Origin of the sequence: Mesorhizobium sp. DCY119 (genome assembly GCF_003590645.1) — a bacterium.
Taxonomy (GTDB): domain Bacteria; phylum Pseudomonadota; class Alphaproteobacteria; order Rhizobiales; family Rhizobiaceae; genus Mesorhizobium_M.
This window is the reverse complement of the sequence record NZ_CP031834.1, coordinates 2,622,057-2,635,625: the sequence shown is the minus strand read 5'-3', so window position 1 is coordinate 2,635,625 and position 13,569 is coordinate 2,622,057. Positions and strand designations below refer to the sequence as shown.

The 13,569-nt window shown below is 61.1% G+C and carries 17 protein-coding genes; 10 read left to right on the top strand and 7 right to left on the bottom strand.

Annotated elements, in window-relative coordinates; all coding sequences use genetic code 11:
• Positions 1-25 precede the first annotated feature (25 nt).
• The 3 genes from DZG07_RS12765 to DZG07_RS12755 are packed head-to-tail and all read right to left on the bottom strand — an operon-like array spanning position 26 to position 2,730.
• Positions 26-1,273 (bottom strand): VWA domain-containing protein, encoded by a 1,248-nt coding sequence (locus DZG07_RS12765; RefSeq protein ID WP_091912809.1) that lies wholly within the window; start codon positions 1,271-1,273, stop codon positions 26-28.
• A gap of 10 nt (positions 1,274-1,283) precedes the next feature.
• A complete protein-coding gene (locus DZG07_RS12760; RefSeq protein ID WP_119817583.1) occupies positions 1,284-2,213 on the bottom strand; it encodes a MoxR family ATPase in 930 nt (309 codons plus the stop codon).
• A gap of 16 nt (positions 2,214-2,229) precedes the next feature.
• Complete coding sequence (locus tag DZG07_RS12755; RefSeq protein ID WP_119817580.1) at positions 2,230-2,730, bottom strand: flavin reductase; 501 nt, start codon at positions 2,728-2,730, stop codon at positions 2,230-2,232.
• A 182-nt stretch (positions 2,731-2,912) separates the two neighbouring features.
• On the opposite strand from DZG07_RS12755, the gene DZG07_RS12750 reads away from it, so the two are divergent.
• Both DZG07_RS12750 and DZG07_RS12745 read left to right on the top strand, forming a co-directional pair.
• Complete coding sequence (locus DZG07_RS12750) at positions 2,913-3,989, top strand: branched-chain amino acid ABC transporter substrate-binding protein (RefSeq protein ID WP_162931611.1); 1,077 nt, start codon at positions 2,913-2,915, stop codon at positions 3,987-3,989.
• Positions 3,986-4,993, top strand: a complete 1,008-nt coding sequence (locus DZG07_RS12745) for a P1 family peptidase (protein ID WP_119817577.1) — start codon at positions 3,986-3,988, stop codon at positions 4,991-4,993. Before DZG07_RS12750 ends, DZG07_RS12745 begins: the two co-directional genes overlap by 4 nt.
• 15 nt (positions 4,994-5,008) lie before the next feature.
• Here DZG07_RS12745 and DZG07_RS12740 read toward each other — a convergent pair whose 3' ends face one another.
• Positions 5,009-5,260, bottom strand: a complete 252-nt coding sequence (locus DZG07_RS12740) for a DUF2171 domain-containing protein (RefSeq protein WP_091912799.1) — start codon at positions 5,258-5,260, stop codon at positions 5,009-5,011.
• 124 nt (positions 5,261-5,384) lie between these two features.
• On the opposite strand from DZG07_RS12740, the gene DZG07_RS12735 reads away from it, so the two are divergent.
• Genes DZG07_RS12735 through purB form a run of 3 tightly spaced genes read left to right on the top strand, consistent with a single transcriptional unit; the run spans position 5,385 to position 8,009 of the window.
• Positions 5,385-6,107 (top strand): DUF2259 domain-containing protein, encoded by a 723-nt coding sequence (locus DZG07_RS12735; RefSeq protein ID WP_119821691.1) that lies wholly within the window; start codon positions 5,385-5,387, stop codon positions 6,105-6,107.
• Positions 6,104-6,643: a hypothetical protein gene (locus DZG07_RS12730; protein WP_245429484.1), complete on the top strand. Its 540-nt coding sequence runs from the start codon at positions 6,104-6,106 to the stop codon at positions 6,641-6,643. Before DZG07_RS12735 ends, DZG07_RS12730 begins: the two co-directional genes overlap by 4 nt.
• A gap of 58 nt (positions 6,644-6,701) precedes the next feature.
• Positions 6,702-8,009 (top strand): adenylosuccinate lyase, encoded by a 1,308-nt coding sequence (purB, locus tag DZG07_RS12725; RefSeq protein WP_119817571.1) that lies wholly within the window; start codon positions 6,702-6,704, stop codon positions 8,007-8,009.
• Between the two features lie 109 nt (positions 8,010-8,118).
• On the opposite strand, the gene DZG07_RS12720 is transcribed toward purB, so the two are convergent.
• Positions 8,119-8,931 (bottom strand): VOC family protein, encoded by an 813-nt coding sequence (locus tag DZG07_RS12720; RefSeq protein ID WP_119817568.1) that lies wholly within the window; start codon positions 8,929-8,931, stop codon positions 8,119-8,121.
• Positions 8,932-9,172: 241 nt separating this feature from the next.
• Between DZG07_RS12720 and DZG07_RS12715 the strand changes: the two genes are divergently transcribed.
• Positions 9,173-9,727 carry an alpha/beta hydrolase gene (locus DZG07_RS12715; RefSeq protein WP_119821689.1) on the top strand — a complete coding sequence of 185 codons (555 nt, stop codon included), beginning with the start codon at positions 9,173-9,175 and terminating at the stop codon, positions 9,725-9,727.
• A gap of 7 nt (positions 9,728-9,734) precedes the next feature.
• On the opposite strand, the gene DZG07_RS12710 is transcribed toward DZG07_RS12715, so the two are convergent.
• Both DZG07_RS12710 and DZG07_RS12705 read right to left on the bottom strand, forming a co-directional pair.
• The gene (locus DZG07_RS12710) at positions 9,735-10,505 is read right to left on the bottom strand and encodes an HpcH/HpaI aldolase/citrate lyase family protein (RefSeq protein WP_119821687.1); all 771 of its coding nucleotides are present in this window, start codon (positions 10,503-10,505) and stop codon (positions 9,735-9,737) included.
• A 110-nt stretch (positions 10,506-10,615) separates the two neighbouring features.
• Positions 10,616-10,936 carry a DUF1476 domain-containing protein gene (locus DZG07_RS12705; protein WP_091912791.1) on the bottom strand — a complete coding sequence of 107 codons (321 nt, stop codon included), beginning with the start codon at positions 10,934-10,936 and terminating at the stop codon, positions 10,616-10,618.
• Between the two features lie 270 nt (positions 10,937-11,206).
• Between DZG07_RS12705 and purC the strand changes: the two genes are divergently transcribed.
• From purC to purQ, 4 genes are all read left to right on the top strand, one after another.
• Positions 11,207-11,974, top strand: a complete 768-nt coding sequence (gene purC, locus DZG07_RS12700; RefSeq protein ID WP_091912789.1) for a phosphoribosylaminoimidazolesuccinocarboxamide synthase — start codon at positions 11,207-11,209, stop codon at positions 11,972-11,974.
• Between the two features lie 68 nt (positions 11,975-12,042).
• Positions 12,043-12,285: a phosphoribosylformylglycinamidine synthase subunit PurS gene (purS, locus tag DZG07_RS12695; RefSeq protein WP_119817566.1), complete on the top strand. Its 243-nt coding sequence runs from the start codon at positions 12,043-12,045 to the stop codon at positions 12,283-12,285.
• The gene (locus DZG07_RS12690) at positions 12,286-12,831 is read left to right on the top strand and encodes a hypothetical protein (protein ID WP_119817563.1); all 546 of its coding nucleotides are present in this window, start codon (positions 12,286-12,288) and stop codon (positions 12,829-12,831) included.
• Positions 12,832-12,839: 8 nt separating this feature from the next.
• Positions 12,840-13,532, top strand: a complete 693-nt coding sequence (gene purQ, locus DZG07_RS12685; protein WP_091912783.1) for a phosphoribosylformylglycinamidine synthase subunit PurQ — start codon at positions 12,840-12,842, stop codon at positions 13,530-13,532.
• Positions 13,533-13,569 lie beyond the last annotated feature (37 nt).

The following is a 13,569-nucleotide window of genomic DNA, read 5'->3' as shown; positions in this document are numbered from 1 at the left end:
CGAAACCGTCAGACGACAAATATGGTCATGCTGCATGCGGTCTGCCAATCCCCATCCAGCGGCGGGGATCAACATCGCGTGTCGTCGCCTTGTCCAGCGATGCGCAGAGGTCGGACAGCGCGTTGAGATTATGCACCGGTCGAAACTCGTCGACATGCGGCAGCATCGCCTTAACGCCACGGGCGCGGGCCTCGAAACCGTCGAAGCGCAACAGCGGATTGAGCCAGATCAGCCGCCGGCAGGATTTTTTCAGCCGCTCCATTTCCTCGCTCAGGCCAGCAACGTCGTCCCGTTCCAACCCGTCGGTAATCAGCAGCACGACAGCGCCCTGCCCGAGCACGCGGCGCGACCACAGCCGGTTGAATTCATGCAGCGTATCGCCAATGCGCGTGCCGCCGGACCAGTCCTGAACGGCAGCCGAACTGTCCGCCAGCGCCTCGTCGGGATCGCGATGGCGCATCTGGCGGGTCAGATTGGTCAGCCGCGTGCCAAAGACAAAAGTGTGAACACGCCGGCGCTTCTCGGTCAGCGCATGCAGGAAATGCAGGAAAATCCGCGTGTACTGGCTCATCGAGCCGGAAATATCGGCCAGAACCACCAGCGGCGGATGAACCTCGCGCGCCGAACGGAATTTGGGCAGAATAAGCTCGCCGCCGGTGCGGGCGGCGGCACGCATCATGGCGCGCGGATCGACACGACCGCGTGTGTCGGGCCGGAAGCGCCGTGTCGTGACCATATCGAAAGGCAGTTGCAAAGCGGCGATGGCGCGCTTGGCATCGCTTATCTCGGCAGCGCTCATCTGCGCGAAATCCTTGCCGCGCAGCATCTCGTTGCCCGACACGGTGAAGCGCGCATCGATCTCGATCTCGGGAATCTCGCGCGGCGGCTGGTTCTTTTCGTGGCCCTCGAACATCGCCTGGCTGACCCGGTTTTCGGCCGTGCGCGGCTTCTGCTTCTCGCGCTTGTCGGGCGCAACCGGCGAAAACATGGCGATCATCTTCTCGATCAGTTCGCGCGATTTCCAGAACAGCCGAAAGGCCTCGTCAAATGTCGCGTGGTCTTCGTGCCGCGAGACCAGCACGGCATGCAGGGTCCAGTAAAAGTCGTCGCGGCTGCCGATGCCTGCCACCAGCACCGCCTCTATCGCATCCTTGACCGAAGCCGGCCCGACGCGCATGCCGGCCTTGCGCAAGGCGCGGGCGAAATAGACGATGTTGTCGGCAATGCGCCCTTCGGGCTTGGCGGTTTTCGGAGTGGAACGAAAATTGTCCATCACCCGCCGTCTACTCTGCCGCCGAAAGCTCCGCCTTCACCTCATTGAGGATGCGGCGGCCTTCGCCCTGCTCGATGCGCGCTATGTCGTCCTGGTATTTCAACAGCACGCCGATCGTGTCGGAAATGGTTTCGGGATCGAGCGCGACCTTGTCGAGTTCGGTCAAAGCGCTCGCCCAGTCGATGGTCTCCGCAACGCCGGGCACCTTGAACAATTCGATTTCGCGCAATTTCTGGATGAAGCGCACGACCTCGGCCGAAAGCCGCTCATTGGCCTGCGGCACCTTTCGGTTGACGATTTCCAGTTCGCGCTCTGCATCGGGATAATCGACCCAATGATAGAGGCAGCGCCGCTTCAGCGCGTCATGGATTTCGCGCGTGCGGTTGGTGGTGATGATGACGATGGGCGGTTCTTCCGCCTTGATCGTGCCCAGCTCCGGCACCGTCACCTGGAAATCAGAAAGGATTTCGAGAAGGAACGCCTCGAACGCTTCATCAGTACGGTCGAGTTCGTCGATAAGGAACACCGGCGCTGCGCCATCCTTGCCGGTCAGCGCTTCGAGAATTGGCCTGCGGATCAGGTATTTTTCGGAGAAGACGTTGCGTTCCATGTCGGAGCGGTCGACCTTGCCGGCGGCTTCCTCCATGCGGATTTCGATCATCTGCGCGGCATAGTTCCATTCGTAGACGGCCGAGGAAACGTCGAGCCCCTCATAGCATTGCAGCCGGATCAACCGGCGGCCGAGCGCCTGTGCCAGAACCTTGGCGATTTCAGTCTTGCCGACGCCAGCCTCGCCTTCCAGGAAAAGCGGCCGTTTCATGCGCAGGCTGAGGAACAGCACCGTCGCCAGCGCCCGGTCGGCGACATAATCCGCCCCGGTCAGCATCTCGAGTGTTTCGTCGATCGATTGGGGAACCGGGCGTGGCGTCGCTTCGTTCATTGCGTCTCCATGGGCCTTATCGGCCAAGGACGTGATAGCCGCGGTCGTGATAGACGAGCGGCTCCAAATTATCGCCGATGCGCAAGCCTGTCACCTTGCCAAAAAGCACACGATGGGTCGCGAGATCCTTGGTATCGACCAGTTCGCAATCGAAAACCGCCAGCGCATCGGCAAGCGTCGGCGCGCCGCTGGAAATCGTGTCCCATTGCGCAAGCGCGAAACGTTCGTCAGCCGACAGCTTCGTGATGCCCGAAAACCCTGCCGCCACGTGTTGATGATGGGAAGACAGCGTGTTCAACGCGAAATTGCCGTTCTCGACAAACAGCTGATTTTTGGGATTTTCGCGGTTCAGGCAGACGAGAATCATCGGCGGTGTATCCGACACCGAACAGGCCGCAATCACAGTCGCGCCGCGCCTACCAGCCTGCCCATCTGTCGTCACGACATGGACGGCTCCGGCAAAATGGCTCATCGCATCCCGGTAGGCCTGCGGCTCGATATCGTTTTTCTTCAACACTCGGTAAACCCCAAGACAATCAGTTGTCCGGTATATATGGCCAAGGACATAACGCCACAAGCAATGCGACTTGGGCCACCCTTGAATTAGCGTGTTGCGCTATCAAGGGGCAGCCTTTACCTCTTGGCCGGAAAATGATGCCGGCTATGCCCTTGCCGGCATTGGGGGAAACGTTGAAACCTATGCGGATTGCAGGCTTTGTCATTGGCGCACTGTTCGCGCTGGCGCTCGCCGGCGGCCCGGCTCGGGCGGAGGCAATGCGCATCGGCGTGGCCGCTCCGCTCAGCGGCCCTTCCCAGCTTCTCGGCGAGCAGATCCGCAACGGCGCACTCGAAGCAGCAAGCGCGCCCGACATCACACTTGAAGTCGCCGACGACACCTGCACGGGCGAAGGCGGCGTGAATGCCGCCCAGCGATTTGTCGACGCAAAGGTACAGATTGTCGTCGGCTTTTTGTGCACGGAGTCCATCGAAGCCGCCTTGCCGATCCTGAAGCAGGCAAACATCCCCGTCATCACGGTTGGCGTGCGCACCGACAGCCTGACCGACCGCCGCGAAAAAACCGGCTGGCCGGTGTTTCGCCTGGGACCACGCGCCGACAGCGAGCGCGAGGCAGCCGGGCGTCTGCTGACCCGGCTTTGGCGCGAAGAGCTTTTTGCGGTCATCGATGACGGCACGATCTACGGCCGCGAACTGGCCGAAAGTTTTCGAACGGCGGCTGAGCAAAGCGGGCTAAAGCCCGTATTCACCGATACATTCCGGCCGCAGCTCGACAACCAGATCGGTCTGGTCGGCAGGTTGCGCAAAGCCGAGGCGACGCATGTCTTCGTCGGCGGCGACCGCGACGACATCGCCATCATGGCCCGCGACGCAAAAAAGATTGGCACCGACATCACCTTTGCCGGTGGCGAGAATTTGCGGTCTGCACCGGGAGACGTGCCGCTCGCCGAAGGCACGTTGATGGTCGCCCTTTCTGAATGGTCCGATATCGCCACGCCGGCCGCCATCGAGAAGCTTGGCGCCAAAGGAATAGTTCCCGAGGGCTACGTGCTTCCGGCTTACGCAGCCACCGAGATTGCCATAGCCGCAGTGACCGAAGCAGCCGACACGGGAAAGCCTTTGGCCGGGACGCTGGCCGGCCGCGAGTTCTCCACCGCGATCGGCCCCGTGCGCTTCAATGACAGGGGCGATCTTTCGGCGAACCCCTATCGTTTGTTCCGCTTCGACGGCTCACGCTTTCTCCCATTGGACGTGCAATGACCTTCAAGACCGGACCGCGCAATCTGATCACCGATGTCGCCGGCTTGCGCGTCGGCAATGCGGACGACGCAAAGCTCAAATCCGGCGTTTCCGTCGTTCTCTGCGATGAGCCGGCGGTGGCAGGCGTGCAGGTGCTGGGCGGAGCGCCTGGAACGCGCGAGACCGACCTCCTTGAGGCACACAATTCGGTCGAAACCATCAACGCGGTGGTGCTGTCCGGCGGCTCGGCGTTCGGACTCGACGCAGCGTCCGGGGTGCAGGCGGCACTGCGCGAAAAGGGCATCGGCTTTGCGGCGCGCGATTTTCGAATCCCGATCGTGCCGGCTGCGATCCTTTTCGACCTGCCGAACGGCGGCGACAAGGATTGGGGGCTTTATCCGCCGTACCGCGAACTCGGTTACGAGGCCGTGCAGAACGCCTCGCTGGATTTTTCAATCGGCACCGCTGGTGCCGGAACAGGCGCGTTGAGCGCCGGATTGAAGGGCGGCCTCGGCTCAGCCTCGACGCTGCTGCCCAATGGCGTCACCATCGGCGCGCTGGTCGCCGCAAACCCGACCGGGTCTGTTACTGTTGGCAACAGCCGTCATTTCTGGGCCGCCCCCTGGGAGATGGGCGACGAGTTCGGCGGGCTTGGCTTTCCGGCGCCTCTGCCCGCGGATGCCCAGGACGTTCGTCTCAAATTCCGGGACGGGCTGAAGGCCGGCGAAAACACCACCATCGCGATAATCGCGACCGATGCAGTCATGACCAAGGCGGCCGCCAAGCGGCTTGCAATCGCCGCGCATGACGGCTTTGCCCGCGCCATCTGGCCGACGCACACGCCCGTCGACGGCGATCTGGTGTTTGCACTCGCAACCGGCCGCAGCGGGAAGACGCTGGAACTGAACGACGCCATCGACCTTTATGCCGCCGCAGGCGCGACCATGGCGCGGGCCATCGCGCGCGCCATCTTTGCCGCGACCCCGGCCGAGAATGACCTGTTCCCGGTCTGGTCGTCGCGCTAGGAGCCAGCCGGAAAACTATTTCCCGTCGGCTTCTTCCTCGAAGGTCACCGCGACATCCGCATTTGCCGAGAGGCGAACTTTGTTGCCTTCCAGTTCAGCGACAAGGCTGGTGGAGATATAATGATGATGGCCTTTGTGGGCGCCCATGCCGCTGTCATTCCTTGTCAGTTTGATGCGATGACCTTCGACCTTGTCCACGGTGCCGACGTGAACACCGTCTGCCCCGATGACTTCCATATGTTCCCTAATCTGGTTGACGTTCGCCACGGCAATATCTCCTTGTTATAGACAACCAAGGTGAACGCGCAGATGCCGGTTTGGATGCATACGCCGTGTTAGGACCTTCGACCTTATGGTTCGGGAAAACTTCGAGCCGAAACCGGAGCAGAACATGAACGTGAAGGCTGTATTTGCGGCCGCCTGCCTTGGTGCCGTGGCCGCCGTCCCGGTAGCCCGAGCCGGCGATGTCGCCAATCTGGAAGTCATGGGCTTCAGCGCCGACGGCGGCATCTTCGTTTTCGAGGAATATGGCGTGCAGGATGGATCAGGGTTTCCCTATTCCAACCGCTATTACATCGACACCGCGACCGACAAGTTCCTGCCCGGCTCGCCGGTGCGCGTCAGGCTCGACGATGAGAGCGCAAATCTTGAAGCGGCTCGAAAACAGTCTTCCGAACTCGGCGACAAGATCGTCAAGGGAGCAGGCCTGAATCGCGGCATTGCCGCCGGCTCCAACGCGGTAACCCAACTGAACGCCGACCCACATCGCATGGTCGTCAATCCGCGCCCGGTCTTCCCACCCATTGACGATCCGCTGGAGGTTCGGCTCGAGGAAATCCCTCTGCCCGCAGCCGGGAGTTGCGAGGGCATGGGCGAGACATCCGGCTTTCGTCTGTCGCGCATCGACGCACGCGACGGCGGCCAGACGCGTACGCTGCATGAGGACAAGACAATCCCGCAGAGCCGTGGCTGTCCGCTCGGATATAGCATCGGCGGCATCCAGACCTTTTTTGGCGAAGGCGGCAAGCCAGCCTATGCGGTGCTGATCGCCATACGTGGCGTCGGCTTCGAAGGTCCGGATTACCGCTGGATCGCTGTGACGGGTCGATTGTGAGCGCGTCCGGCATCACAGCCGTTGCAGGCAATCAAGGCATCAGGCGTCTGCTCGCACGCTTTCGCCGTACCCGTCCATCAGTTCGGACCGCGTCGATAGGCGCGGTTCTTTGGGCCATCGCAATGGCTGGCAGTGCCCTTTTCAATCTCATGCTCGATGCCTGGGAAACGCCGGAAAAGATGCGGACCGTGACGACGCTGTTCGCAGCCGGGGGATTTTTAGCCTTTCCGCTCGGACTATGGGCGGCCGCCTTTCTTTCACAGGGCAAACGCGCCGAAACGGCATTCGCCGCCGCATTCGTTTCCTTCGCCGTCGCGACGATAGGCGTTACGGCTGTGCTTTATGCCATTCAGTATCGCCTCTACTACGCGCAATGGCACGCCGAAGCATTCACCGTGATCTGGGCATTCCAGATCATTTTCACGGGGCTGGCCGCACTCTATCAATTCACGGTGCTGGGAATTCGCCTGTTCTTCCCGGTTGGCTTCGTCGTCCTGTTTGTCGCGGCTTTGTGGTTTGCGCGCCGTCCGCATTGAGCAATGCGCCCTCCTCTGTTAGGACGCCGCTGAACAATGCTCACATGGATGCCCTGACATGATCCCTCGCTATTCGCGCCCGGAAATGGTTGCCATCTGGTCGCCGGAAACGCGCTTCCGCATCTGGTTCGAGATCGAGGCCTATGCCTGCGACGCACTGGCCGAGATCGGCGTCATCCCCAAGGAAGCCGCAAAGACGATCTGGGAAAAAGGTGGCGCGGCGAAGTTCGACGTCGCCCGCATCGATGAGATCGAAGCGGTCACCAAGCACGATGTCATCGCCTTCCTCACCCATTTGGGCGAATTCATCGGGCCCGACGCGCGTTTCGTCCACCAGGGCATGACCTCGTCGGACGTGCTCGATACGACGCTGAACATCCAGCTGGTGCGCGCGGCAGACCTTCTGTTGGCCGACCTCGATCGTGTTCTCGCCGCCCTGAAGAAGCGCGCCTTCGAACACAAGGACACCATCCGCATCGGCCGCAGCCACGGCATCCATGCCGAGCCGACGACGATGGGCCTGACCTTCGCCCGCTTCTATGCCGAGATGACACGCAACCGGGCGCGTCTGGTGGCAGCGCGCGCGGAAATCGCCACCGGCGCCATTTCGGGCGCGGTCGGCACCTTCGCCAACATCGATCCGTCGGTGGAAGAATATGTCTGCGAGAAGCTCGGCCTCGTGCCGGAGCCTGTCTCGACACAGGTCATACCGCGCGATCGTCACGCCATGTTCTTCGCCACGCTCGGTGTCATCGCCTCGTCTATCGAGAACGTCGCCATCGAAATCCGCCATATGCAGCGCACCGAAGTGCTGGAAGCGGAAGAGTTCTTCTCGCCCGGCCAGAAGGGGTCGTCGGCCATGCCGCACAAGCGCAACCCGGTCTTGACGGAAAACCTGACCGGCCTTGCCCGCCTCGTGCGCATGTCGGTTACGCCTGCGCTGGAAAACGTGGCGCTGTGGCATGAGCGCGATATCTCGCATTCGAGCGTCGAGCGCGCCATCGGGCCGGATACCACCATAACGCTCGATTTCGCGCTGAACCGCCTCGCCGGCGTCGTCGAGAAGCTGGTCATCTATCCCGAAAACATGCTGAAGAACCTCAACAAGTTCCGCGGCCTGGTCCATTCGCAACGCGTGCTGCTGGCCCTGACGCAGGCTGGCGTCTCGCGCGAAGACTCATACCGGCTGGTCCAGCGCAACGCCATGAAGGTCTGGGAACAGGGCGCTGATTTCCTTGAGGAATTGCTTTCCGACAAGGAAGTGACGGCGGCCTTGTCCGAGCAGGAAATCCGCGAAAAATTCGACCTTGGTTATCATACCAAGCACGTCGACACGATCTTCAAACGGGTATTCGGCCAAAGCTAAGACGGAACCGTATGCAGTCGCCATCGTTGTAACTGCATACGACCTCCCATCAAAAAAGGCCTGCGCATTCCCTGCAGCAGGCCCTTTTTCATTTGTCGTTTTGCGCGCTTCAGGCCTTGTCCGGCACCGTCCTGATAACCGTGCCCCACGGGTCCTCGCGCGTTTCTTCCGCCTTGGCGGCGGCCGAGCGCATTTCGACCCAGGTCAGGCCAGTTTGGCCGCTTTCGCGCTTTCCGGCACCCGGGCTCTGCCAGGAATTGGCGCCGATGTGATGGTGATAGCCGCCGGAAGACAGGAAGACAGCGCTGCCACCATATTTGGCAACCGTGTCGAAGCCGAATTCCGAGTTCCACCAATCTTCGGCCTCCGCGGGCTTGCCAACGCGAAGATGCACGTGGCCGATCACGCTGTTTTCCGGCGCGCTCTTCCATTCAGGGCTGCCGGCCGGCACGGAGGCGACGATGCCGGGGATATCCAGCGCCGCCGTCGCCATTTCGATCTGCGCACCATTCCATTTCCAGCTTTCGTGCGGGCGATCAGCATAGATTTCTATGCCGTTGCCTTCCGGGTCGGTGAGATAAAGCGCCTCGCTGACCAGATGGTCGGAGGCACCGTCAACGGCGATGTTGCTGGCGATCGCGTGCTTTATCCAGCGCCCAAGATCGGCGCGGGATGGCAGCAGAAACGCGGTGTGGAAGAGGCCGGCGCTGCGTGGGTCTTCCTGGCGTGCGGCAGCATCGTTTTCGATCTCCATCAAAGGACGGCCGCTGGCGCCCAGCGTGATCACAGATCCATCGCGTGACAGTTCTTCAAGACCGACCACCGCCCGATAATAGGCGGCAAGGGTCTCGGCGTTCTTCGCCTTCAGCCCGACGCGGGAAACGCTGACCGGCGTAGTGGCGGCAAATGGCAATTCGCTCATGTCTGGCTCCGCTCGGCCGTTGCCAGTCCCTGCCCCGAAAGCGAGCAGGCCGGCAGCGCCGACAAAATTACGCCGTGTGAGTTGCAAAAGCCCATCCCCTGAAATCAACGACGTCTGGTTGCGACAAACATCGTGCGCAGTCATACGCGGCGCAAGCCGCAAAACAGGAAACACGCTGTTCAGCATTGCGAGAGCAAAGCAAGGAGTTGCACGCACAGCCTGCCATCGCTACATGCGCGGCATGAAGGTAAAAGACGCAGATATTCTCATCGTCCCCGGCTACACCAACTCGGGCCCGGACCATTGGCAGACACGCTGGGAGCAGAAGCTTTCCACCGCGCGGCGCGTGGAACAGGCGGAATGGTCGAAGCCGGTCGTCGAGGACTGGACGGCAGCTGTCGTGAAAGCGGTGAACGAGGCGGAAAAGCCGGTGGTGTTCATCGCTCATTCGCTTGGCGTGCCGACAGTCATCCAGGCGATCCCGCAATTCAAAAAGCCGATCGCGGGCGCTTTCTTCGTGGCGCCCCCGGATGTCGCCAACCCTGAAATCAGGCCGAAGCACCTGATGACCTTCGGGCCCTATCCGCGCGATCCGCTGCCCTTCCCGTCGGTCGTCGTCTCCAGCAGCAACGATCCATTCTGCTCGCAGGAAATGGCCGAGGACATCGCGGCCGCCTGGGGCTCGAGGTTCATTCATGCCGGTGAAGCCGGCCACATCAATGCGGATGCCGGTTATGGGCCGTGGCCGGAAGGCACGATGGCATTCGCGAACTTTCTCAGCAACCTGCCGGGCTAGCGCATCCCTATCTTAGGGAACCGCGCGCCGTCTTGAGCAGCGCTTCCGCGCCCATGGCGATGTATCGATGCTCGGTGCCGAGAGCCAGGAAACGATAGCCCATATCGACGAAGCGGCCGCTCATGGCTGCATCGACGACAAAGATGCCGGCATGCTTGCCGGCAGCCCTGACTTTGGCGGCAATATTCTCCACCGTTTCCATCATGTCTTCCAAGGTCGCATCGACCGTAGCACCATTGGTCCATGCGATGGAGAAATCGGCGGGGCCGACGAAAATGCCGTCGATGCCCGGCGTTTCCAGAATGCCGTCAAGGGCTGCCAGTGCAGCGCGTGTTTCGATCATCGCGAAGGACACCGTCTTCGCGTTGCTTTCCTTCAGCCAGACCTTCATGTCGCTGCCGCCGGCGCGTGGCAGCGCGAAGGACGGCCCCCACGACCTTTCGCCGACCGGCGGATATTTCATGGCCGCAGCAAAGCGCTGCGCATCCTCCACCGAGTTCACCATAGGGGCGATGACCGCTTCCGCACCGAAATCCAGCGCCCGGCTCGCCATATCGAAGCGGCCGACCGGGATGCGCACCACCGGATGCTTGTTCGCCCGCAGCACGGGGACGATGCCGCGCAGGACGCTGTCTTCGTGATGACCGCCATGCTGCATGTCGAGGGTCACCGCATCAAAACCCTGCGCGGCGACGATCTCGACCGTGAGCGCATCCGGAATGCCGGACCATGCGGTTATCAGCGTCTCGCCAGCGGCCAGTCGGGATGAAAATGTCATGAAGCGGCTCCTCGAAATTTCCCGGTTCATCTCACCCGGAAACTTCCGCCAAGGCAAAGAAAAACCGCCCGTCATGCGGGCGGTTCATTTGGGCCAACGCCGGGAAGGCGTCAGGAGTTCATGATCTGCTCGGCCGCAGTCGCCAGCAATTCGTCCATGGTGCGGCGGATCTGGTGGTCGGACTGCTCGACGCCGGCGGCATCGAAATCCTTGCGTATCTTGCGGAACACGTCGTGATCGCCTGCTTCCTCAATATCGGAAATCACCACCTCCTTGGCATAGGCGTCCGCATCGGCACCGGTCTTGCCAAGCTTCTCGGCAGCCCACAGGCCCAGCAGCTTATTGCGCCGTGCAGTCGCCTTGAACCGCAGTTCTTCGTCCATCGCGAACTTCTTTTCGAAGCCTTCTTCGCGGTCCTTCATGCTGCTCATGGCAAATCCTCCGGATCTGATATCGATTCGTGATGTTGAATATGGGTTGTACCAGCACAAACCAAAAGGCGGCGTCCGGGTCAATATGCGCTGTTATAGCCTGCGGTGCGGCATTTCGTATGGGAAAGCGGTTGATTGAGAGGATTTGCTGATTGAGCAATGGCTGCGTTTGCGATAGAGACCGCATGAAACCCACAACCGCCGCGTTTCGCGCGCGATATGAAGGGACCGGTTACGTGCCGACAGCCCTTGAATCCAGAGAAAAATAAGATGAAAAATCGCCGCCGCATATATGAAGGCAAGGCCAAGATCCTCTATGAGGGTCCTGAGCCGGGGACGCTTATCCAGTTTTTCAAGGACGACGCTACCGCCTTCAACAAGAAGAAGCATGAAGTGGTGGACGGCAAAGGCGTGCTCAACAACCGTATTTCCGAGCACATCTTCACCCATCTGAACCGCATGGGCATCCCGACGCACTTCATCCGCCGGCTCAACATGCGCGAGCAGCTGATCCGCGAAGTCGAGATCATCCCGCTGGAAGTCGTGGTCCGCAACATCGCTGCAGGATCGCTGGCCAAGCGCCTCGGCATTGAGGAAGGCACGGTCCTGCCCCGCTCGATCATCGAATTCTACTACAAGGCCGACGCGCTCGACGATCCGATGGTGTCGGAAGAGCACATCACGGCTTTCGGCTGGGCGAGCCCGCAGGAAATCGATGACATCATGGCACTCGCCATCCGCGTCAACGACTTCCTCTCCGGCCTCTTCCTCGGCGTCGGCATCCAGCTCGTCGATTTCAAGATCGAATGTGGCCGCCTCTACGAAGGCGACATGATGCGCATCGTCGTGGCTGACGAGATTTCGCCGGACAGCTGCCGCCTGTGGGACGTGAACACCCAGGAAAAGATGGACAAGGACCGTTTCCGCCGCGACATGGGCGGACTGGTCGAGGCTTACCAGGAAGTCGCCCGCCGTCTTGGCATCATGAATGAAAACGAAACGCCGCGCCCGACCGGCCCGGTTCTCGTAAAACACTGAGCATAACGGCGCGGAAGCCAGCTTTCGCGCCGCATCATTTCCACGCAAATATCCGGAGACAAGCGGCCGTGATCAAAGCCCGTGTAACCGTTACACTCAAGAATGGCGTGCTGGACCCGCAGGGTAAGGCCATCGAACATGCGCTCGACGCACTCGGCTTCGGCGGCGTCGGCTCGGTCCGCCAAGGCAAAGTCTTCGACATAGAGGTCGACAGCACCGACAAGGCGAAGGTGGAAGCCGACCTCAACGCCATGTGCGACAAGCTTCTGGCTAACACCGTTATCGAGAACTACGCGGTGGAACTGCGGTAGATGAAGGCGCGGCTGGCGATAGGAACGCGCATCCTGACGAAGCTGTCAGCTGCAGCGTTTGTTGCCTTATTGGCGGGTGCGCAATCCGCAAGTGCCGACATGCTGCTGTCCGATCTTCGCAAGGTCGACGTTGGCGCATTCCCGGCCGGCGAATGGTCCGTCAAGAAAGAGCGCGACCGCCTCACGATCGCCTGCGAGAAATGCGACGGTTTCGTCGCCATGGATTTGCAGCTTTCCCGCGGCCCGGCCGGCACGGAGAGCAACATCAGAAGCGGCAAGACGACCGCCAAGACGATGCTCGATATCTGCAAGCAGAACGCAGTTTCGCGCGGCAGCAGTTGCTACAGCATCAAACCCGCCAACCTCAAGGGTGCCGTGGGCTTCGTCAGCGACGTCAAGATCGCCGATAGCACCTATGCGGCGACCTACACCATCTATCAGGACGGCAAGCTGCTTCTGATGCGTAATATTGCCGGCAGCCGCAAGGAAGCTGCGCGTGTCGGCAAGCTCGCCTTCAAACACATCGCACCACAAATCGTTCGGTAGCTCCAATCATGAAATCAGCCGTCGTCGTCCTCCCCGGCCTCAATCGTGACCGCGACATGATCGCGGCGCTGACCAAGATTTCGGGCAAAGCGCCCGTCACAGTCTGGCAGACCGACACCGAAATTCCGGATGTCGACCTGATCGCCATTCCCGGCGGCTTCTCTTATGGCGACTATCTGCGGTGTGGCGCCATTGCGGCGCGCATGCCGGTGATGCGCGCTATCGCCGACAAGGCGGCCAAGGGCGTTACGGTCATCGGCGTCTGCAACGGTTTCCAGATTCTCGTAGAGGCCGGCATGCTGCCCGGCGCGTTGATGCGCAACGCGTCGCTGAAGTTCGTCTGCCGCGAGGTCAAGCTTCAGGTCGCCAATGCCAACACGGCCTTCACCCGTGGCTACAAGCCAAACCAGATCATCCGCAGCCCCGTAGCGCATCACGACGGCAACTACTTTGCCGATGCAGACACGCTTGCCCGCATAGAAGGCGAGGGCCAGGTCGTCTTCCGCTACGCAGAAGGCACCAATCCCAACGGCTCGATCAACGACATCGCCGGCATCGTCAATGACCGTGGCAACGTGCTCGGCCTGATGCCGCATCCCGAAAACCTGATCGAGGCAGCCCATGGCGGCAGCGATGGCCGGGCGCTGTTCGAGAGCGCCTTGCGCGGGTCGTCAAGCCAGCCAGCGCTGGCCGACGCTTGAGAACCCAGCGTAGAGTTCTTCGTTTCTTCCTGTATCT

Bases quoted from the DNA above. Each gene is read 5' to 3' on its own strand.
- DZG07_RS12765 (WP_091912809.1), bottom strand. From the start codon at position 1,273: ATGGACAATTTTCGTTCCACTCCGAAAACCGCCAAGCCCGAAGGGCGC.
- DZG07_RS12760 (WP_119817583.1), bottom strand. From the start codon at position 2,213: ATGAACGAAGCGACGCCACGCCCGGTTCCCCAATCGATCGACGAAACA.
- DZG07_RS12750 (WP_162931611.1), top strand. From the start codon at position 2,913: ATGCGGATTGCAGGCTTTGTCATTGGCGCACTGTTCGCGCTGGCGCTC.
- DZG07_RS12745 (WP_119817577.1), top strand. From the start codon at position 3,986: ATGACCTTCAAGACCGGACCGCGCAATCTGATCACCGATGTCGCCGGC.
- DZG07_RS12735 (WP_119821691.1), top strand. From the start codon at position 5,385: ATGAACGTGAAGGCTGTATTTGCGGCCGCCTGCCTTGGTGCCGTGGCC.
- purB (WP_119817571.1), top strand. From the start codon at position 6,702: ATGATCCCTCGCTATTCGCGCCCGGAAATGGTTGCCATCTGGTCGCCG.
- DZG07_RS12720 (WP_119817568.1), bottom strand. From the start codon at position 8,931: ATGAGCGAATTGCCATTTGCCGCCACTACGCCGGTCAGCGTTTCCCGC.
- DZG07_RS12715 (WP_119821689.1), top strand. From the start codon at position 9,173: ATGAAGGTAAAAGACGCAGATATTCTCATCGTCCCCGGCTACACCAAC.
- DZG07_RS12710 (WP_119821687.1), bottom strand. From the start codon at position 10,505: ATGACATTTTCATCCCGACTGGCCGCTGGCGAGACGCTGATAACCGCA.
- DZG07_RS12705 (WP_091912791.1), bottom strand. From the start codon at position 10,936: ATGAGCAGCATGAAGGACCGCGAAGAAGGCTTCGAAAAGAAGTTCGCG.
- purC (WP_091912789.1), top strand. From the start codon at position 11,207: ATGAAAAATCGCCGCCGCATATATGAAGGCAAGGCCAAGATCCTCTAT.
- DZG07_RS12690 (WP_119817563.1), top strand. From the start codon at position 12,286: ATGAAGGCGCGGCTGGCGATAGGAACGCGCATCCTGACGAAGCTGTCA.
- purQ (WP_091912783.1), top strand. From the start codon at position 12,840: ATGAAATCAGCCGTCGTCGTCCTCCCCGGCCTCAATCGTGACCGCGAC.